The following is a 20,513-nucleotide window of genomic DNA, read 5'->3' on the forward strand; positions in this document are numbered from 1 at the left end:
GAAAATCATTATCATTTAAAGTGGATAACAAAAAAAGCGAAAGCTTCTTTTTTTTAAGGGTTATATGAGAATGATTATCTTTACCAGAGCGGATGAGGTGATTACCCAACATAGAGCTTCAAAAATACATGGATGTAAGGAAACATTATGAAAAAGAGATATTTGTTTTTAGCGCTCACAATTTTATCAATAAGCTCCATTTTCATCGGGGTCAAGGACATTACGCCTTTAGATCTTCTGAATCTGCAGGATGATCAGGTGCAAATCCTCCTGATAAGCAGACTGCCAAGGCTCATCAGCATTTTGATTGCAGGTGTCAGTATGAGCATCTGCGGCTTAATCATGCAGCAGTTAACGAGGAACAAATTTGTCTCTCCGACCACAGCTGGTACGATGGACTCAGCTAGATTGGGCATTTTAGTTTCGCTGATGATTTTCACTTCGGCAAGTCCGCTTGAAAAGATGGGTGTTGCCTTCCTTTTCGCACTAGCCGGAACGTTCATTTTTATGAAGATTTTAGAGAGAATCAGATTTAAAGATACGATCTTCATTCCGCTTGTAGGCTTAATGTTCGGCAACATCATTGGTTCCATTACAACCTTTTTCGCCTACAAAAATGATTTGATTCAAAACATGTCATCTTGGCTTCAGGGCGATTTTTCTATGATTGTAAAAGGGCAGTATGAGCTGATCTACATAAGCATTCCTCTTGTTATTGTTGCGTATTTCTATGCGAACCGATTTACGGTAGCTGGAATGGGAGAAGAGTTTTCAGCCAATCTGGGACTGAATTATAAGCAGGTTGTCAATATAGGTCTTGTGATCGTAGCTCTTGTGACAACGGTCGTTATTTTGACCGCAGGCGTCATTCCGTTCCTTGGATTAATCATTCCGAACATCGTCAGTATTTATTTAGGGGACAACCTGAAGAAAAGCCTTCCGCATACAGCTTTGCTGGGTGCAGTATTTATCCTGTTCTGTGATATTTTAGGGCGCATCATCATTTATCCGTATGAAATATCGATTGGTTTGACTGTCGGTGTGATCGGAAGCATCATTTTCATTTATTTACTGTTTAGGAGAAAGGCATATGAATAATAAAACGAAGCTTATCATCCTTGGGGTCATCGCCGTATTATTCGCTGCAATTTTCCTATTCTATGATGTTGGACGGAACCCGGATTATGTTCTTCCAAAACGGGGAGTCAAGATTTTGGCCATTGTTTTGACAGGAAGCTGCATCGCGTTTTCTACGATGATTTTTCAAACGATTACAAATAACCGAATCTTAACTCCGAGCATCATTGGATTAGATTCTCTCTATCTTTTTATTCAGACGTTCATCATCTTTGTTTTTGGTTCTCAATCACTTACGATGACTAATAAGAATATAAACTTTCTTTTATCTGTCGGGTTAATGGTGCTGTTTGCCCTGCTCCTCTATCAGCTTCTTTTTAAAAGAGAAGGGAGAAACATCTATTTTCTCCTATTAGTCGGGATTGTGTTTGGAACGTTATTCGGAAGCATGTCCTCATTTTTGCAGGTGCTGATAGATCCGAATGAGTTTCAGATTGTGCAGGACAGGATGTTTGCAAGCTTTTACAATGTGAACACAGATCTTCTCCTTGCTGCGATTCTTATCACTGCCGCGATTGCGGTTTATTTTATGAAATTCAGTCATTTCCTGGATGTGCTCTCGCTCGGAAGGGAGCACGCTGTAAATCTCGGCATCGACTACGATGGAGTGGTCAGAAGGCTGCTGATTATGATTGCCATTTTAGTCTCTATCGCAACGGCTCTCGTTGGCCCGATTACATTTCTTGGCCTGCTTGTTGCAAATGTGGCACATGAGTTTTTAAAAACATATCAGCACAAGTACTTGATTATAGGATCAATTTTAATCAGCATCATTGCTTTGCTCGGCGGTCAATTTATCGTTGAGAAAGTATTCACCTTTTCAACAACATTAAGCGTGATCATCAATTTCATAGGCGGCGTGTACTTTATTTATCTGCTGCTCAGGGAGAATAAATCATGGTAGAAGTCAGCAAGGTTTCAAAACGGTATGGAAATAAGAATGTAGTGGAAGATGTATCCATCCGGGTCGAAAAAGGGAAAATCACCTCTTTTATCGGACCGAACGGAGCGGGAAAAAGCACGCTGCTGTCGATGGTCAGCCGTTTGATTAAAAAGGATACGGGGCAGGTATTTATTGACGGCACCGACATTGGAGAATGGAAAAGCAATGATCTTGCGAAAAAAATCTCGATCCTGAAGCAGTCCAATCATTTGAATATCCGTTTAACGATCAGAGACCTGGTCAGCTTTGGACGGTTTCCATATTCTAAAGGGAATCTCACAAAGGAAGATATGAAGCACGTTGATGAGGCCATTCAGTATATGGAGCTTCAGGGCATGCAGGATAAATACCTGGATCAGCTGAGCGGAGGCCAGCAGCAGCGCGCATTTATTGCCATGGTCATCGCCCAGAATACAGAGTATGTTCTCCTTGATGAACCGCTGAACAACCTGGACATGAAGCATTCCGTGCAGATCATGAAAGTGCTGAGAAGGCTTGTGGACGAGCTTGGAAAAACAGTCGTGATTGTGATTCATGATATCAACTTTGCTTCCTGCTATTCAGATTTTATTGTCGCATTAAAAGACGGAAAAATTGTGAAGGAAGGTCCTGTTGCAGAAATCATTACATCCCCTGTTTTAAAAGAAATTTATGAGATGGATATTGATATTCAAACGATAAACGGCAATCGCATTTGTGTTTATTTTTAATAAAATAATAGAGGTGAAGAGAATGAAGAAGAATTTATTAGTAGTCCTATTAACGGTTGTACTGGCTGTTTTTGCGGCAGCGTGCGGAACAAAAGAGGCAGAAAAAACTTCTGCCAGCGGTGAGAAAGCGAAAGAAGAAATAACAGTGAAGCATCAATTAGGCGAAACAAAAGTACCTGAAAATCCTGAAAAAGTCGTTGTTTTTGACTTCGGAACATTGGATTCTTTAGATAAATTAGGCATTGAAGCAGCGGGAGTGCCGCAGGAAAACGTTCCTTCTTATCTTTCAAAATATGAAGATGCAAAATACGAAAATGTCGGCGGCTTAAAAGAGCCGGACTTTGAAAAAATCAATGAAATGGAACCAGATCTCATCATCATTTCAGGCAGACAGCAGGATTCGTATGAAGAGATGAGCAAGATTGCCCCGACCATTTTCATGGGCGTGGATACAATGAAGTACATGGAATCATTTAAAGAAAATGTAACAACATTAGGCGAGATCTTCGGCAAGGAAGAAGAAGCAGAAAAAGAGTTTGCTAAAGTAGAAGAGTCAATCAAAGCCCTTAAAGAGAAAGCATCAGCAGGCGATGAAAAAGCCTTAATCGTCCTTGCGAATGACGGCAAGGTAAGTGCCTACGGAGCAGGCTCACGCTTCGGCATTATCCATGACGAATTCGGATTCGCGGCAGCTGATGAAAAAATCGAGGTTTCTACACACGGACAAAGCATTTCATTTGAATATATTGCAGAAAAAGACCCGGACTACCTATTTGTTATTGATAGAGGAGCAGTTGCCGGCGGAGAATCCTCTGCGAAGCAGGTATTGGAAAATGACTTAGTCAAAAATACGAAGGCCTACAAAAATGGAAAGATTATTTATTTAGATCCTGACTATTGGTATTTATCTGGCGGTGGATTGGAATCTGTTGCCGGAATGACTGAGGAAGTATCAGGTTCAATTGAATAGGGATTGATTGGTGAGGCCGCAGAAATGTATTCATTCTGCGGTCTTGTTTTTTATGTAAGTGAAGCAGCCATTATCATATAGAGTGGTTTGTTAGGAGTGTAACGGTGCAGATACTCATGTTAGAAAATAGTTTGTTATATAATCTTCCATTTTCACTTCTATTTTTGAGGATAAATGAAAACTATGACTTATATTAATATTATTTGTCATAAAATGTAACATGATTATTTCAACATCTATTTATATATGATAAGTTATTGAAAAATATAAATGATAGGAGCTGTATAACCATTATAAAAAGTATCGGTACTGAAGGACAAGTATGATTTTAATTATCTGAATAATATTAAAATTACGATTATTCGATCTTTATTATGAGGAATGGAGGAATGAGCGTGTTAAAAGCATGGCATGATCAAGCAGAGGAAATGTTTAGTCAAATGGTGGAATGGAGGCGGCATCTTCACCGCAATCCTGAGCTTTCCTTCGAGGAAGTAGAAACACCGAAAATGATAGCGGGTATTCTCAAAGACTATGGAATTGAAGTTCGCACTGGCGTAGGCGGAAGGGGAGTAGTCGGGAAAATTTATGGCGGGAAACCTGGAAAAACAATTGCGCTAAGAGCTGATTTTGATGCTCTCCCCATTCAGGATGAAAAAGAAGTCGAATATAAATCGACTGTTCCCGGTGTGATGCATGCCTGCGGACACGACGGTCATACGGCAACATTATTGGCTGTCGCAAAAATACTAAGTGAAAACAAACATCTTCTTGCAGGAAATGTGGTGCTTATTCATCAGCACGCGGAAGAACTTTACCCTGGCGGTGCCATCGCAATGATAGAGGATGGCTGTTTGGAAGATGTCGATGTTGTATACGGAACGCATTTATCGTCAAGAGGACCGCTTGGGACATTTGCCTATCGCAGCGGTTATTCAATGGCCTCGGCGGATTCGTTTGAAATAAAAATAATTGGAAAAGGCGGTCATGGCTCTTCCCCTCATGAAACAGTTGATTCAATTGCGATCGGCGCCCAAGTGGTAAATCAGCTTCAGCATGTTGTCAGCAGAGGAGTAGATCCCCAAAAATCGGCTGTCTTATCAGTAGGTTCCTTCCACGCTGGAAATGCAAACAATGTTATTGCTAATTCAGCAGTCATTACTGGAACCGTTCGAACGTTCGACAAGGAAGTAAGGAAATATGTAGAAGAGGAGTTAAAGAATATTGTAAAGGGAGTTTGTCTTGCTTTCCATGCTGACTGTGAAGTCTCATATCAAAACGGCTATCCTGCAGTATACAACCACAATGAGGAAGTTGAAGTATTTAAAGAGGTTATCTCTTCTTCATTAGATAAAGAGATGCTGATGGAAACTCCGCCAATTATGGGTGGTGAGGATTTTGCCTATTATTTGTTAAATAAACCAGGGATGTTCTACCATACGGGTGCCAGAAACGAAGAAACAGGAGCAGCTTATCCTCATCATCATCCTAAATTTGATTTTGATGAGCGTGCAATGGTGTATGCCGCAAAATCATTGCTGGGACTTGTCTATCATTATACTGCTGTAATTCCGGAAGAGAAGGCGGTTGAAATTGTTTAATATCAGCACGATTTTATAGGGGGTGTAAAAGGTGACAGATCCTTTTTTTAAGGTTGATAAATTAAAAACGGCTTTTTCAACAGATAAAGGGGAAGTCGTTTCTGTCGAGGAGGTTTCCTTTGAGCTTGAGAAGGGGGAAACCCTCGGAATTGTAGGAGAATCAGGCTGCGGGAAAAGTGTCACCTCTTTATCCATCATGCGATTGCTGGGGAAACACGGATACCTTAAAGAAGGTTCAATCATGTTAAACAAAACGGATTTATCCAAATTATCGGAAGCGGAAATGAGGAAGTACCGCGGGAATGAAATTTCAATGATTTTTCAGGAGCCGATGTCGTCACTTAATCCGGTTTTCACGATTGGAAATCAGCTCGTTGAATCGATCAGGCTTCATATGAACATGAATGCAAAAGCAGCCAAAAAGTATGGTGTCCAAATGCTTGAGAAAGTAAAAATTCCAAGAGCAGAAGAAATAATGGATCAATACCCTCACGCACTATCTGGAGGAATGAGGCAAAGAGTCATGATTGCGATGGCATTGTCATGCAATCCAAGTTTGTTAATAGCGGATGAACCGACGACAGCATTGGATGTCACGATTCAAGCGCAAATTCTTCAGCTGATGAAGGACTTACGTGAAGAATCTAAAACAGCGATTATATTGATTACCCATGATCTGGGGGTTATAGCGGAAATGGCCGATAAGGTGCTTGTCATGTATGCAGGGCAAGTAGTGGAGGAAGCGGATGTGTTTACCTTATTCGATGACCCAAAGCATCCCTATACGAAAGGGCTGATGCAGTCTATTCCGCATTTGGAGTCGGACAAGCATGAGCGGCTTTATTCCATTCCCGGTGCTGTCCCAACGCTGCAGAATATGCCGAAGGGCTGCCGCTATTATGCCAGATGTCCTTATGCACTTGATAAATGTTTATCCGAAAACCCAGCTCTGGATTCTTTGGATGAAAACAATCCACATAAGGTTAGGTGCTGGTTATATGAAGGGCAAAGGAACAGCGAAGCGGCTTCTGACATGGAGGTACAAGTATGAGTATTCAAATTGCTGAAAAAGAAAGATCCATTCCTGAACCGATCATGGACAAGCCTCTAATTGAAATCAAACAGCTGGAAAAATACTATCCAATAAAGAAAGGGATTATTTCAAGAACTGTTGGTCATGTCAAAGCGGTCGATGGCTTGAATTTTGAAATATACCCTGGAGAAACACTTGCACTTGTTGGGGAATCGGGTTGCGGGAAGTCTACAACAGGCAGAACAATTGTAAAATTGGATGAGCCGACGGGCGGTCAAATCATTTTCAACGGAAGAGATTTATCTTCCTTAAATGGCACGGATTTGCGTAAAGCCCGCCTCGATCTGCAGATTATTTTTCAAGACCCGTATTCTTCACTGAATCCCAGAAAGAGGATTGGAGATCTTCTTACTGAGCCGCTGCTTGCTCATAAGCTTGCAAGCAAAGAAGAGGCAGTCAAAAAAGTGGATGATATGCTCGAAATTGTCGGTCTAACAAAATCTCATAAAAACCGTTATCCCCATGAATTTTCAGGTGGTCAGAGACAGAGAATCGGCATTGCCCGTGCATTAATTCTTGAACCAAAGCTGATCGTTTGCGATGAGCCAGTGTCGGCACTCGATGTATCGATACAAGCTCAAATTTTGAACCTGTTAAAGGATTTGCAGAAAAAATTCCGCTTAACCTATTTGTTTATTGCTCATGGTTTAGGTGCTGTTAAATATATCAGCGATCGCATCGCGGTAATGTATCTTGGGAAAATTGTTGAAATCGGAAAAACGGAGGAAATATTTAAAAATCCGAAGCATCCGTATACAAAAGCCTTATTAAATGCATATCCCATACCAAATCCGCATTTCAGGGATCGGGAAAGGATTGTATTGGCGGGTGATGTCCCGAGCCCTGCAAATCCGCCGAAAGGATGCAGCTTTCATACAAGATGCCCGGTAGCGAAGGATATTTGCAGGCAGCAAACGCCAGAGTTATTAGGAAGCAGCCAATCAATCGCTTGTCATTTTCCGCTGAACTAACAACAGCTATAGATAAAGGAGGAGATCAGAGTGTTCCAGTATATATTGCGCAGGCTTCTTATTGCCTTACCTGTCTTATTTGGTGTGACAGTATTCAATTTTTTTATTGTGAATCTGGCACCAGGCGATCCGGTAGAAATGTATATTAACCCTGATGCAACAGAACAGGATATTGCCATTAAGAAAGAGGCTCTTGGATTAAATGACCCTCTCTATGTTCAATACTGGCACTGGCTCGTCAACATCTTGAAAGGGGACTTTGGAAATTCATTTACGACATATGAACCTGTAATCAATATGATATCTGAAAGGGTTTTTCCAACTCTTCTGCTTATGGGGACGGCTTTGATCATAGCTTACTTAATTGCGATTCCAATCGGCATTATTAGTGCCGTAAAACAGTATTCATGGACAGATTATCTCACTACTACGTTCTCATTTCTTGGTGTATCGATTCCTAGTTTTTTCCTTGGACTCGGTGCCATCTATATTTTCTCCTTGATGTTTCAAGTGCTGCCAACAGGAGGGATGAACACTCTTGGCGGATCAAGCGGTTTTTATGATACATTTCTTCACCTCATATTGCCTGCTTTTGTACTTGGGACGGGGATTGCAGGAAGTATGGTCCGTTATGTGAGGTCGAGCATGCTTGAGGTGTTAGGTCAGGATTACCTTCGGACAGCCAGAGCTAAAGGATTGAAAGAATTTGTTGTCACAAATAAACATGCACTGAGAAATGCCCTTATCCCCATCATCACCATAATAGGTATGGATATTCCCTTACTAATTGGGGGCGCTGTCGTAACCGAACAGATTTTCCAATGGCCAGGACTGGGCCAATTAACCATTCAAGCCATTGGATCAAGGGACTACCCAACCTTAATGGCCATTAATTTACTGGCCGCAGTTGCTGTACTGTTGTCCAACCTGCTCTCTGATGTTCTTTATTCTGTAGCAGACCCGAGAATCAAGTACACCTAACTTTCAGAAAGGAGTGCGTGCCATGTCTTTTGCTAACCCGAAGGTTGAAGTTGAGGTTAAGCTGCCGCCGCGAGAATTGAGGGAGGACTTAGGGAAAGAAGAAAGCAATTTTAAAGAAATTACCAAGAGGTTTTTCAAGCATAAGCTAGCGGTTGTGGGCCTCGTTATTTTTACGATTATGGCAATAATCGCAGTGTTTGCGCCTGTTTTTGCTCCGCTCAGTCCTTATGAGATCAAAGGAGAGTTTTCCTCAGCGCCTTCCTCAGCACACATTCTGGGGACTGATCAGGTTGGCAGAGATTTATTAAGCCGCCTCATTTATGCATCACGAGTGTCCCTGTCAGTTGGCATTGGAGCCGTTGTCATTTACATAACGATTGGGACAATTCTCGGTGCCTTAGCTGGTTATTTTGGCAAGTGGGTTGATATGATCATCATGCGTTTAACAGATATATTTATGTCTTTTCCTTATTTAATGGTCATTCTTGTTCTTGTTAGTGTCGTAGGTCCCAGCCTTTTTAACATCATCCTTGTTATTGGACTCCTGGGCTGGCCTTCAGTGGCGCGCTTAGTCAGGGGATGCGTACTGTCAGTAAAAGAGATGGACTATATTAAATCCGGTGTTGCGCTTGGATATTCAGCTCCTAAAATTGTTTTTCAGCATATTTTGCCAAACTGTCTTGCGCCTATTCTAGTAAATGCAACGTTTGGAATTGCTTCTGCCATTATCCTTGAAACCTCGTTGAGTTTTCTTGGAATGGGAGTTCAGCCTCCAGCAGCCAGCTGGGGAAACATGCTGACTGAGGCACAGTCCTTAACCGTGCTTGGCACCCAGCCATGGCTTTGGATTCCGCCTGGTTTAATGATTATCCTGTCAGTCCTTTCGATTAATTTCATGGGTGACGGACTGCGTGATGCATTAGATCCGAAAAGCTTTAAATAAAATCAAAACGATTATAGAGAATATGGGGGGAAAACAATGAAGTTGATCAAAAATTCGATCTGTACGATTTTAAGTCTTTTGCTGCTCGCAGCCTGCAGTGCGGGAGGAACAAGTACAACAAGCAGTGGAGGTTCAGGAGATGACAGCATGTTCATTGGAATGGTAAATCCTCCTGTTACCTTTAATCCGATTAACTCTACCGATGTTGCCGCACAATTTCTTGAGAAATTTATGTTTGATACGTTTTTGGATATGGATGCTCCACAAAGCTTCACCCCAAAGCTTGCCGAATCATTTGAGACCACAGATCAACAAAATTACACCGTCAAAATTCAAAAGGATGCCAAGTGGTCTGATGGTGAACCTGTTACTGCTGCAGATGCGATTTTCACAATGAATCTTGTCGCAAATCCTAAAACAGAAACAAGCGTAGGCAACTTTCTCACCATTATTGATGGATTAGATGATAGCGGAAAGCTTCCGGAAGGTGAGACAGAGATCCCTTCAATAGAAGCGGTTGATGAAAAAACATTTACGTTTAAAACAAAACAGCCTGTTGACCCAAATATGGTAAAAGAGCAGCTGGGAGCTAAATTTATGATCTTGCCTAAGCATGTGCTGCAAGATGTAAAGCCTGAAGATCTGTCAAAAGATCCTTTCATGCAAAAGCCAACAGTTACAAATGGACCTTTCAATTTCGTTGTTTATAAAAAGGATCAGTACGTAGAATATGAAGCAAATGAAAATTATTATTTAGGTAAGCCAAAGCTTAATAAAATGTTTGTGAAAATTATGCCGGCAGCTAATATCGTTGCTCAATTGCAAACGGGAGAACTTAGCATGAACGCAGCGGGAGGAATAGGGAAGATCCCTGCAAATGATTATGAAACAGTGGAAAAGTTCCAAAATGTAACGACTAAATTTGAAAAAACATATGGCTACCAATCTATTATGTTCAACACAGAATCGGTTGCAGATCCGAAAATCAGGCAAGCTGTTGCTTATGCAATCGATCGTAAGGCGATTGTGGACAAGCTCCTGAAAGGAGAAGGCGAAATCGTTGATGGTCCTTATACCTCTGTCAGCCCGTATCTAGATAAAGAACTTAAGACGTACACGTATGATCCTGAAAAAGCAAAGCAGCTGTTAAAAGAAGCGGGATGGGATTTTAACAAGCCGCTAAACATCATCGTTCCGACAGGCAACAAAGTCCGTGAACAATCTGCAGATATTATTACACAAGACTTGAAAGCGATAGGATTAAAAACAAACGTGACAACGTATGACTTCCCGACCTTGTTGGCAAAAGCCAAGACAGGGGATTATGATGTGATGTTTATTGGATTTACAAATACACTTGATCCAGATATTTCCTCCATATATAAGTCAAATGCACCTTCAAATTATATGAAATACAACAGTGAAAAGAGTGATGAATTGCTGAAAAAGGGGAAATCTGAGCCTGATGTGGAAAAAAGAAAAGAAATTTATTCAGAGCTGCAAAAGCTTTGGAATGAAGACCTGCCTGTTTTCACCTTGTATTCAGATAATGATTTTTCAGCTGTCAGCAAAGAAGTGAAGGAGGGAGCGCCTAAAGTATTTGGTTTTCATAAAAACCTTCAAAATTGGACGATGACAGGATCCAATTAACTATGGACGAATTCAATTTTTTATATGAAGGAAGAAATTTCAAGGAGGAGGCAGATCATGCAAGAGCAGCAAGTGGTGAAAGAATATCGAATAAGGTTTCGGAAATGATTGAATCGAAGAAAGATATTTTCATAAAGGTAAGCGACCAAATATGGGAGTTTGCCGAGACGCGCTTTGAAGAATTTAAATCGTCAGAGCTGCTTTGTAAAACGCTTGAACAGCAAGGTTTTACAGTTGACAGAGGTGTTGGGAATATGGCTACCGCGTTTATTGGAAGTTTTGGTACAGATGGACCCATTGTTGCTATCTTGGGTGAATTTGATGCCCTCGCCGAGTTGAGTCAGAAAAAGGGGGTGGCGGGTCATGATCCCGTCTCTCCGGGAGGGAATGGACACGGCTGCGGGCACAATTTACTTGGATCAGGTTCACTGGCCGCTGCAGTTGCTGTTAAAGAATTTATGGAAGCGAACAATCTGCCAGGAACAATCCGCTACTATGGATGTCCTGGTGAGGAAGGCGGGTCCGGGAAAACCTTTATGGTCAGAGAGGGACTATTTGCTGATGCCGATTATGCTCTGTGCTGGCATCCGGGAACGGGAAATGGTGTCATGAACGGCAGTTCTCTAGCTAACTATCAAGTTTATTTTAAATTCAAAGGCCGCTCGGCTCACGCAGCACAAAGCCCGCACACGGGGCGAAGCGCTCTCGACGCGGTTGCTATGATGAATACCGGAGTCAATTATCTGAGGGAACATGTCATTCAGGATGCCAGATTGCATTATTCGATTACAAATACAGGCGGTTTTTCACCAAACGTTGTTCAGTCAGAAGCAGAAGTTCTTTATCTGGTTCGTGCGCCAAAAGTCAGCCAAGTGGACGAGATTTATAAGAGAGTCTGCAAAATTGCCGAAGGTGCAGCACTGATGACTGAAACCGATCTTGAAATCATTTTTGATAAAGCATGCTCCAATCTTATTCCTAATAACACGATTCAAAAAGTGCTGCATGAAAAGTTCATAGAGCTTGGAACACCGAAGTTTAATGAGGAAGATTTACAGTTTGCGAAAAAGATCCGCGCAACGCTTTCTGACGAAGATAAAACATTCGGCCTGTCAAAAGAAATGAAGAATAAGGATTTAGCTGATTCTGTCATCCCTTTGGACGTCACTGTAAACATCGCAGGCTCTACAGACGTTGGCGATGTAAGCTGGGTTGTACCTACCGGACAGATTTATACAGCATGCTTTGCTGTTGGCACCGCGTTTCATACATACCAAATTGTGGCGCAGGGTGCCATGCCGCTTGCTCATAAAGGTATGCTTCACGCCGGAAAAGTCATGGCAGCAGCAGCTCTTGAAATCTTAAACAGCCCTGAGTTAATCACTCTGGCAAAACAGGAGCTGGCTGGAAAAACCCAAGATGATCCTTATCGTAATCCAATACCAAAAAATGTTGCTGCATCCGCCAAAAAATAGAAAAGGAGAAATCAAATCATGAGTATCCCTTACTATGAACGTTTATCGCAGCTTATTGAAGAAAAGCGCGACGTATTCATTCAGGTCAGTGATGAAATTTGGAGCTATGCCGAGACTCGATATGAAGAAGTTAAGTCAGCTGAACGAATGGCAGAAGCATTGGAAATGGAAGGTTTTAAGGTTGAGAGGGAAGCAGGGGGCATTCCAACAGCAGTTGTCGGAAGCTACGGAAGCGGCAGTCCTGTCATTGCCATTCTTGGGGAATACGATGCACTGTTTAATCTAAGCCAGGAAAAAGGGATCGCTCATAAATCTCCAATTGAAAATGAGGGGAACGGACACGGATGCGGGCATAATCTGCTTGGGACTGGTGCGCTTGCAGCGGCAGTTTCATTAAAGGAGTACATGCGGGAAACAGGTTTACAAGGTACAATCCGCTTTTACGGTTGTCCGGCTGAAGAAGGCGGCGGCGGAAAAGGGTTCATGGTCAGAGCGGGATTGTTTGACGACGTGGACGCAGCGCTGACATGGCACCCGGGATCCAATAACCATATTCAATCCTCAGGAAACTTAGCGACTTGCCAGATTTATTTCAATTTTAATGGGAGAAGCTCACATGCTGCAGCAAGCCCTCATTTAGGAAGAAGTGCATTAGATGCAGTTGAACTGATGAACTTAGGCGCCAATTTTTTAAGAGAGCATCTTATTCAGGATGCAAGGCTTCACTACGCCATTACGAACTCAGGCGGAAAATCTCCAAATGTTGTTCAGCCGATTGCCGAAGTCTTGTACAAGCTTAGAGCTCCGGAATTTGCACAAGTGCAGGAGATTTACGAACGAGTGTTAAAAATTGCCGAAGGAGCAGCGTTAATGACGGAAACAGAGCTTGATGTCCGCTTTGATGCCGGTTCTTCCAATCTAGTATTAAATAAAACGCTGGAATCTGTCATGTTTGAAAACTTCCAAAAAATCGGTATTCCAAATTTTACGGAACAAGAGCAAGACTTTGCCAAAGATATTCAGTCCACTTTCTCTAAGGCCACATCGTATCCTTATTTATCAGATGAACTAAAACCATACAGATATAATGAGGGCTTTTCCTATGGATCAACAGATGTCGGAGATGTGAGCTGGCTTGTTCCAACCGCACAGTGTTCAGTTGTCACAGCAGCTATAGGAACTCCTTTTCATACTTGGCAGGTTGTTTCACAGGGTGCAATGAGCATCGGTCATAAAGGCATGCTGCATGCAGGAAAAGTACTTGCTGCGACAGCGATTGATTTGCTTGTCCACCCAGGGAAAGTGAAGGAAGCCAAAGAAGAACATGCAAGAGCACTAAACGGAAGGCACTATCTTTCGCCGCTTGTGCCTGAAGCAGAACCAAAGCCGATCGCAAGTGTTAGCTTCTAACGAAGTTCAACTTCGATTCTTCACTCAGTTATTAAAAGAAATCAAGATTTGGTGAAACGTACTTCATTTTAGGCAGAAAATTCAATTCCAATTAAAAGTGTTTTAATAATGGTGGATATGGCATGAAGTTAGGAGGTAAATGGAAAAAAGAAAGTGAAATACTGTATTTAGAAAGTATTTCTTAATTTTTTTCAAGTAAATATGGCGATTTGGAAAGTAAATGGTTTATTTGACGGAATCTTGATTGACAGGTGAGCCCCATCCATTGAAAAATATAAAAATGCCCGCTCCGCTCATCTTAAATGAGCGGAGCGGGCATTAATCTTAGCTTTTTAAACCAACCGCTTCCCTATTATGACTCACATAAAAACTCCCCTTAGAAAGCTTCACCGTCACATCGGAAATCGCCGCAATATTTTGATCATGTGTGACAACAATAATACATTTATCTTCCTTATGGGCAAGGTCTTGAAAGAGGCGGACAATGTCTTTGGCTGTGTCCTCATCTAAATTCCCCGTTGGCTCGTCTGCAATGATTAATTCAGATTGACAGGAAAGCGCCCTGGCGATGGAGACGCGCTGCTGCTGTCCTCCGCTTAAGGTCAGCACTTTTTGTCTTGCCTGTTTCTCGGAAATGCCAACTTTCTCTAACATCTGTAAAGCAAATTCATTTTTGTTTGGCTCGGTCGATCCAGTGATCTCCATAGCCGTCGTGACATTTTGAAGGGCTGTCATATAAGGCAGGAGGTTATAGGATTGAAAAACGATCGATACATATTTATTGCGAAAGTTGGCAAGGCCGATTTTCTTAATGTTTTTGCCTTCATATAAAACGGAGCCTTCTTTCGCAACGTCAAGTGCGCTTGCAAGTGCGAGAAAGGTTGTTTTTCCTGAACCTGATGGTCCGACAATCGTATAGAAGCTTCCTTTGTTAAAACCAATGGAAATATCGTTCAAAATCACATGTTTTTTATTTTCATGATGGTACCAGTAGCTGACATTTTCAAATTGCAGCAGATTAGTCATGTATTGTTCCTCCTTAGTCTTGTTTCGTTAAGATGGTTTTAGGCTGTAGTCTCAAAACAGATAAAGCCGGGATTAACGCTGAAATAATGGCGATTAACAGCCCTATGCCAAAGAGAATGCCTAAGTCCTTGCCGGTCACTTCAATTTGAAGCTCATCAATCGGATCTGCATCTGCAGCAGACTGCTGCATGCCAAACGGTCCGACCATTCCCATGCCGCCTCGTCCGCCTTCGAATGAAGCAGGGTTTGATGCGGTTTCTTCAGTTTGAGTAAGCTCCTGCGACAGCAGCTGATCTCCGAACTGTTTTGCCACAGCTTGACCGGTTGCGGATGAAACGCCAAGAGCCAGAACAGCGATAATCAAAATTTCAAACAAGAATTGACCTACTAGCTTCCACTTCTTTTCCCCAATCGCAAGCAGGACACCCATTTCATATTTGCGTTCACGAATAGACATCATAATGATGAGTCCTAATATGACCGCACCCGCAATGGTTACTAAATACACAACATTTTTTGAAAAAGAGGCTACATTATTAATTGGACCGATCATTTGCTGATACGTCTGATCATTGGCATCCAATTTGAACGTTTCAAAATCGATGCTGCTGTTTTCTTTTGCCTCATCCACGAAGCTGTCAATTTTCTCAGGATCGTTCATGTAATAAACTGCCTGATCAATGGTTCCTTCGTAATCAGCTCCCTTAAGAGCGGAGACTGCTGTATATGGAACATAAAGCAGGTTGTATGGATTCATAGCTGTGACGTTTCTGCCTCCAAGATCTGAGCCTGCAGAGGCAGTTTCGTAGATTCCCACAATCTCTAGTTCTAAAGATGTCTCTTCATCAGCTGTTGATTGCACAGTGACCTTATCGCCAACTGCTAACTCATTGTCTTCAGCGAGTGTTTTTTCTATGACCGTTACATTTTTCTCTAAATCTTCATCTGTCAGGTGGCGGCCTTCTACAATAGTAGACTCACTGTTTAAGAAGGATTGGACAGAATCCGTAAACATGACACCCTGCAGGGTAAGATCAGCGGCAGCCATTGCCCCGCCCCCCATTCTGCCTGGAGCAGCTTCTTCTGTTTCTGCAGCATCCGTGGATTCATTTTCAATTGGCTCGAAGTCCGCTGCTGTTCCGAATGTAGAGGATAAGAAATTATAGCCTTTTACTTGTGAATAGGAGGTCAGCTCCTCAGCTGATTCTTCCTGTATGGGAACAGGCTGAAAGCGAACTCTTGCGCCTTCCTCCGTATTTTCGCTGCGCTGCTCTTCCATCAATTTTTCCATGTCTACATTAAGAGTCACTTCGCCTCCAAGCGACTCTCTCGCAAGCACACTTGATTTTTCAGCAGCTGACTGAATCGACAGCCCTGATAGGACAAACACGCAAATGACCGTAAAAATAAAGACTTGCAGCAGGCTTTTTCCTGCACGTGCTTTCACACTTAAAAAACCGCGTTTCATAAAATTCATTTTGGTTCTCCTTTGTATTAGAATAAGTACCACAACTTCTTTGCTTTCACAGATTAATGGACAGAAATGAACAAACTATGTCCAAACTATTTCTTAACCTTTAAAAAACAGGGAAGAATTTAGAAAACTGTTGCGAAACATTGAAATTCACTTTACTTTGAAAAGAAAGTCATATTTTTGGATGGTGTAAATATGAAGGTTTTAGTCATAGAAGATAATCAGAGTGTCAGTGCAATGCTTGAAATGTTTTTTTCAAAAGAAGGCATCCAGGGTGCTTTTATAAATAATGGGCTAGAAGGCTACAATGCATATAAGCGGGAAGACTGGGACGTGCTGATTATTGATTGGATGCTGCCGGGAATGGACGGGGTTACCCTTTGCAGGAAGATCAGAGAAGAGAAGAGCTCAGTTCCGATTATTATGCTGACAGCAAAGGACAGCGAATCTGATCAGGTTCTTGGGCTTGAAATGGGAGCCGATGATTATGTGACGAAGCCATTCAGCCCGCTTGCTCTTATGGCGAGGATTAAAGCAGTGTCCCGCAGGCACTCAGTCTCGCATGCGCCTAAAAAAGAGACAGGCAGTCTTGAAACAGCTTATTTCAAAATCAGCAAACAAACTCGCGAGGTCTTGCTTGAAAATAAAAAGGTAGAAAACTTAACGCCAAAAGAATTTGATCTCCTTTATTATTTTGCGGAGCATCCCCGGCAGGTTTTCTCGCGAGAGCAGCTGCTTGAACGGGTTTGGGGCTATCAATTTTACGGGGATGAACGAACGGTAGACGTTCATATCAAACGATTGAGGGCTAAGCTGGGCTCGCAAACCAGGCCTTTTTTCCATACCGTATGGGGAGTGGGCTATAAGTTTGATGAAACGGTAGATCCGAATGAGAATTAAGTATATTTATCAGCTGTTTTTAAGTCATATCAGCATTCTGATCATTGCTTTTATGATCTTAAGTCTTGTTGTAGCCCAATATGCGGAATCCTTTGTTTATGAAAACAAGGTGGAAGAGCTTGAGCAGTATGGCAACAGAATTTTAACAGACGTTCAAAATAACAGGGGAGAGCCCGCTTTGAGAGAGTATGAGCATGTGCTCAGTGCGAGAGGCATACGGTTTAGTCTTTTTGATGATAAAGGAATGATATTCTATCCGTATGCAGGCAACGCTCCAAGGTTTCAGCCTACAGAAGAAGAATGGCAGAATCTGAAGGAAGGCGAGAGAATCGTCGTTAAGCATGAAATCAAACGCTTTAACCAGGAGGTTTCTTTAGTTGCCCTGCCGTATCTTGAGAACGGCAATCTTTCAGGAGGAATTCTGTTAGTTTCGCCGATTAAAGGTTCCAGAGAGACAATCAGCGAGATTAACCGCTATCTTTTATACACCATTTTAATCTCCTTATCCGTTTCCCTTTTGTTAAGCTGGTTTCTCTCAAATGTTCATGTAAAAAGAATTCAGCGGATCCGAAATGCAACCTCAATGATTGCGGAAGGGAAATACGATATTTCGGTGCCATCGTCCAACATAGATGAAATCGGCGATCTTGCGAACGATTTTAATAATATGGCAGAGCAGCTAAAGCAATCAAATCAGGAAATCGAAAGTTTAGAGAATAGAAGAAGAAAATTTATGGCGGATGTCTCTCATGAATTAAGGACTCCTTTAACAACAATCAGCGGAGTAATTGAAGGGCTTAAAAATAACATGATTGAAGAGGATGAAAAGGAGAAAGGCATTCAGCTTGTCAGTCAGGAAGCAAAACGACTTATAAGACTAGTGAATGAAAACCTTGATTATGAAAAAATCCGCTCCAATCAGGTGAAGCTATTCAAAGAAGAAATTCAGCTTACGGAGGCTTTTGAAATTATTAAAGAGCATTTATTTTTTCAGGCAGAGGAAAAACAGGTGGAATTAAAGATTGATGGAAATGAAGAAATAATGGTCTATGCTGATTATGACCGCCTCATTCAAATCTTAATTAACATTACAAAAAACAGTATTCAATTTACAGAGAGCGGGACCGTTTGGCTGCGCGGAAAAAAAGGATATAAGGAAACAATTATTGAAATTGAAGACACCGGAATCGGGATGGACCCCAAAGAGGTAGAATCAATATGGCAGCGTTTTTATAAGGCGGATATGTCCAGAACCGGCCATCAATTCGGCGAATTCGGTTTGGGATTATCGATTGTTAAACAGCTTGTTCACCTACATCAGGGAGAAATCGTGATCGATAGCAGGAAGGATCACGGCACCAAATTCATCCTGAAATTTCCTGATAAAAAACATGATTATTAATTGTTAATAATTTAGACATAATTTCTTGATAAACTATGTGAAAACAATGCAGGAGGAGAAAAACATGAAAAAGAAGGATACAGCATTTATTATTATCGGCGCGGTCGTGATGGCTGCAGTGAATGTGCTCTTTTTTACAGCACCGGTGTAAAGCAGGAGAAAGTCCAGAGTGAAATTGTTCTATTGCTCTAAATGTGATATATTTCAAACGAAGTAAACTTTGTGAGGGTAATGTAAATGAACATAGATAAAGAAATATCAAAGAGACGGACTTTCGCCATCATCTCCCATCCGGATGCGGGAAAGACGACGTTAACAGAGAAATTATTATATTTCGGTAAAGTCATCCGTGAAGCAGGTACTGTTAAAGGGAAGAAGACCGGCAAATTTGCGGCTTCCGACTGGATGGAAATTGAAAAGAAACGCGGAATTTCCGTTACATCAAGTGTTATGAGCTTTCCATACCATGATTTCCACGTAAACATTCTGGACACTCCTGGACATGAAGATTTCAGTGAAGACACATACCGTACGCTAACGGCAGTAGACAGCGTAGTGATGATCATCGACTCTACAAAAGGGGTCGAGCCTCAAACGATCAAGCTTTTCAAAGTCTGCCGCATGAGAGGCATCCCAATTTTTACATTTATTAATAAGCTGGACCGCGAAGGAAAAGATCCGCTTGAGCTTCTTTCTGAAATTGAGGAAGTACTTGGCATTGAATCCTATCCGATGAACTGGCCGATTGGCATGGGCAAGCGATTCCTTGGAATTATTGACCGTGAACAGCATACAGTCGTTCAGTTTAAAGGAAACGAGCAGGAAGACATTATTCCTTCAGATGAAGTAGATTTAAGCGAGATTGGCAGCCACCCGACTTATTTGGAAACAAAGGATGAACTGGAGCTGCTTGAGGAAGCGGGCAATCAGTTCGACGCTGAGCGTGTTAAGCGCGGAGAATTAACGCCTGTCTTCTTCGGAAGTGCGCTTGCCAACTTTGGTGTGAAATCATTTTTTGATGTGTTTTTACAGTATGCCGTTCCTCCGCAGCCGCGAAGAACAAATCAGGGCTTTATTGCACCTGAGACTGAAGAATTCTCCGGCTATATCTTTAAAATCCAAGCCAACATGAACCCTGCCCACCGTGACCGCATCGCCTTTCTGCGCGTGTGTTCCGGACGATTTGAGCGCGGCATGAGTGTACAGCTGAGCAGAACAAATAAAACGCTTAAGCTGAATCAGACGCAGGTGTTTATGGCTAAAGACCGAGAAACAGTTGATGAAGCATTCGCAGGCGACATCATCGGGATTTATGACCCGAACGTTTATCAAATCGGTGATACACTAACGGTTGGAAAAGAAGGCTATCATTATGATGAGCTTCCTCAGTTCCCGCCGGAGATGTTTAAAAAGGTGCGCGTGAAAAACGTCATGAAAGCAAAGCAGTTCCGTAAAGGAATTGACCAGCTTGTTCAAGAAGGCGCCATCCAGTATTTCCGTCAGGATTCAACGGATGACATCATCCTTGGCGCTGTCGGACAGCTTCAATACGAGGTGTTTGAATACCGGATGAGAGCCGAGTACAACGTTGAGATCGAATTTGTTCCTATGGGCGACCGCATCCCTAGATGGATCGGCAATGAAAAATTCGAAAAGCGCTTCTTTGATTCCAGAAGCCTGCTCGTGCGCGACCGCAATGATCAATATGCTGTCCTCTTTGAAAATGATTTTACCTTCAGGCATTTTAAAGAAAATCATAAAGAGATTGAACTTATCGATCTTCTGCAGGAAAACGACTACCAAAGCTTTTCTGCTTCAGAGAAGTAA

General features: G+C 42.0%; 17 protein-coding genes. 15 read left to right on the top strand and 2 right to left on the bottom strand.

The window, feature by feature from the left end; translation table 11 throughout:
• The first annotated feature begins 147 nt into the window (after nucleotides 1-147).
• From QFZ72_RS04060 to QFZ72_RS04115, 12 genes are all read left to right on the top strand, one after another.
• Nucleotides 148-1,098 (top strand): ABC transporter permease, encoded by a 951-nt coding sequence (locus QFZ72_RS04060; protein WP_307429731.1) that lies wholly within the window; start codon nucleotides 148-150, stop codon nucleotides 1,096-1,098.
• Nucleotides 1,091-2,041 carry an iron chelate uptake ABC transporter family permease subunit gene (locus QFZ72_RS04065; protein WP_307429734.1) on the top strand — a complete coding sequence of 317 codons (951 nt, stop codon included), beginning with the start codon at nucleotides 1,091-1,093 and terminating at the stop codon, nucleotides 2,039-2,041. The genes QFZ72_RS04060 and QFZ72_RS04065 overlap by 8 nt, the downstream gene beginning before the upstream one ends.
• Nucleotides 2,035-2,790: an iron ABC transporter ATP-binding protein gene (locus tag QFZ72_RS04070; protein WP_307429737.1), complete on the top strand. Its 756-nt coding sequence runs from the start codon at nucleotides 2,035-2,037 to the stop codon at nucleotides 2,788-2,790. The genes QFZ72_RS04065 and QFZ72_RS04070 overlap by 7 nt, the downstream gene beginning before the upstream one ends.
• A gap of 22 nt (nucleotides 2,791-2,812) precedes the next feature.
• Nucleotides 2,813-3,760 (top strand): siderophore ABC transporter substrate-binding protein, encoded by a 948-nt coding sequence (locus QFZ72_RS04075; RefSeq protein ID WP_307429740.1) that lies wholly within the window; start codon nucleotides 2,813-2,815, stop codon nucleotides 3,758-3,760.
• Between the two features lie 395 nt (nucleotides 3,761-4,155).
• Nucleotides 4,156-5,361, top strand: coding sequence for an amidohydrolase (locus QFZ72_RS04080; protein ID WP_307429744.1), 1,206 nt, complete (start codon nucleotides 4,156-4,158; stop codon nucleotides 5,359-5,361).
• Nucleotides 5,362-5,392: 31 nt separating this feature from the next.
• A complete protein-coding gene (locus QFZ72_RS04085; RefSeq protein ID WP_307429747.1) occupies nucleotides 5,393-6,412 on the top strand; it encodes an ABC transporter ATP-binding protein in 1,020 nt (339 codons plus the stop codon).
• Nucleotides 6,409-7,425, top strand: a complete 1,017-nt coding sequence (locus tag QFZ72_RS04090; protein WP_307429751.1) for an ABC transporter ATP-binding protein — start codon at nucleotides 6,409-6,411, stop codon at nucleotides 7,423-7,425. Before QFZ72_RS04085 ends, QFZ72_RS04090 begins: the two co-directional genes overlap by 4 nt.
• Before the next feature lie 30 nt (nucleotides 7,426-7,455).
• Nucleotides 7,456-8,406 (top strand): ABC transporter permease, encoded by a 951-nt coding sequence (locus tag QFZ72_RS04095; RefSeq protein WP_307429754.1) that lies wholly within the window; start codon nucleotides 7,456-7,458, stop codon nucleotides 8,404-8,406.
• Nucleotides 8,407-8,428: 22 nt separating this feature from the next.
• A complete protein-coding gene (gene opp4C / locus QFZ72_RS04100; protein ID WP_307429756.1) occupies nucleotides 8,429-9,349 on the top strand; it encodes an oligopeptide ABC transporter permease in 921 nt (306 codons plus the stop codon).
• Between the two features lie 36 nt (nucleotides 9,350-9,385).
• The gene (locus tag QFZ72_RS04105; RefSeq protein WP_307429759.1) at nucleotides 9,386-10,999 is read left to right on the top strand and encodes an ABC transporter substrate-binding protein; all 1,614 of its coding nucleotides are present in this window, start codon (nucleotides 9,386-9,388) and stop codon (nucleotides 10,997-10,999) included.
• A 104-nt stretch (nucleotides 11,000-11,103) separates the two neighbouring features.
• A complete protein-coding gene (locus QFZ72_RS04110) occupies nucleotides 11,104-12,474 on the top strand; it encodes a M20 family metallopeptidase (protein ID WP_307439578.1) in 1,371 nt (456 codons plus the stop codon).
• An 18-nt stretch (nucleotides 12,475-12,492) separates the two neighbouring features.
• A complete protein-coding gene (locus tag QFZ72_RS04115) occupies nucleotides 12,493-13,884 on the top strand; it encodes a M20 family metallopeptidase (RefSeq protein WP_307429761.1) in 1,392 nt (463 codons plus the stop codon).
• 324 nt (nucleotides 13,885-14,208) lie between these two features.
• Here the strand turns inward: QFZ72_RS04115 and QFZ72_RS04120 are convergent, their stop codons facing one another.
• Together QFZ72_RS04120 and QFZ72_RS04125 are read right to left on the bottom strand one after the other, a co-directional pair.
• The gene (locus tag QFZ72_RS04120) at nucleotides 14,209-14,910 is read right to left on the bottom strand and encodes an ABC transporter ATP-binding protein (protein ID WP_307429763.1); all 702 of its coding nucleotides are present in this window, start codon (nucleotides 14,908-14,910) and stop codon (nucleotides 14,209-14,211) included.
• Between the two features lie 13 nt (nucleotides 14,911-14,923).
• Nucleotides 14,924-16,387 (bottom strand): ABC transporter permease, encoded by a 1,464-nt coding sequence (locus QFZ72_RS04125; RefSeq protein WP_307429766.1) that lies wholly within the window; start codon nucleotides 16,385-16,387, stop codon nucleotides 14,924-14,926.
• 192 nt (nucleotides 16,388-16,579) lie between these two features.
• Between QFZ72_RS04125 and QFZ72_RS04130 the strand changes: the two genes are divergently transcribed.
• The 3 genes from QFZ72_RS04130 to QFZ72_RS04140 all read left to right on the top strand — a co-directional run bounded on the left by QFZ72_RS04130 (nucleotide 16,580) and on the right by QFZ72_RS04140 (nucleotide 20,513).
• Nucleotides 16,580-17,284 (top strand): response regulator transcription factor, encoded by a 705-nt coding sequence (locus QFZ72_RS04130; protein WP_307429769.1) that lies wholly within the window; start codon nucleotides 16,580-16,582, stop codon nucleotides 17,282-17,284.
• A complete protein-coding gene (locus QFZ72_RS04135; RefSeq protein ID WP_307429772.1) occupies nucleotides 17,274-18,686 on the top strand; it encodes a HAMP domain-containing sensor histidine kinase in 1,413 nt (470 codons plus the stop codon). Before QFZ72_RS04130 ends, QFZ72_RS04135 begins: the two co-directional genes overlap by 11 nt.
• Nucleotides 18,687-18,923: 237 nt before the next feature.
• Nucleotides 18,924-20,513 carry a peptide chain release factor 3 gene (locus QFZ72_RS04140; RefSeq protein ID WP_307429776.1) on the top strand — a complete coding sequence of 530 codons (1,590 nt, stop codon included), beginning with the start codon at nucleotides 18,924-18,926 and terminating at the stop codon, nucleotides 20,511-20,513.

The organism is Bacillus sp. V2I10 (assembly GCF_030817055.1).
Lineage (GTDB): Bacteria > Bacillota > Bacilli > Bacillales > Bacillaceae > Bacillus_P.